Below are 573 nucleotides of genomic sequence, written 5' to 3'. Positions count from 1 at the left end.
CAGGTCAGAAAAGACCTGACGCTCCAACTGAATCAACTTACCAGTAATGAACTTAACGTCTTTCTGGACAACATAATCACTACTAAAGACGACGGGCTGAGTCTGAGCCATCTCAGGGGTGGTGCCAAAAGTCTGACCGTGCCTGAGCTTAAAAAAGAGCTCGCCATTTACCACCGGTTAGCACCATGGCACACGCAAATAAATGACGTTGTGGACAGGCTCAATCTGTCGCTAAAAAATCGACAACACTTCAGCGGCCTTATTGATTACTACGGCAGTAAAGTGCGGCGCTTCAAACGCTCACAGCAGCACCTGTGGTTACTGTGTCATCTGACAGAGCGCATGCAACTTGCACTGGAGCGCCTGACGGATGGGTTTGTTTACCATATCCGAAAACAACAGGAAGCCGCCAACGCCTTTGCACAACAAGCAGTGTTCCTGTCCTGGCAGTCAGCTGCGGACAATGTCACGAAAGCGGCAGAGCTACTTCACCTGTTTGTTGACGAGAATATTGATGACAATCAGCCCTTCTCAGTAGTCAGACAACAGGCATTGAAGGTCATGAATGACAGG

General features: G+C 49.0%; 1 pseudogene. It reads left to right on the top strand.

Going from position 1 to position 573, the window contains the following annotated elements:
• Positions 1–573 (top strand): annotated as a pseudogene (locus AACR11_RS09940) (Tn3 family transposase); the annotation flags it as partial.

The sequence above is a fragment of the Vibrio sp. L85 genome, assembly GCF_963871815.1.
Lineage (GTDB): Bacteria > Pseudomonadota > Gammaproteobacteria > Enterobacterales > Vibrionaceae > Vibrio > Vibrio harveyi.
This window is presented reverse-complemented; position numbering and strand designations above follow the sequence as displayed.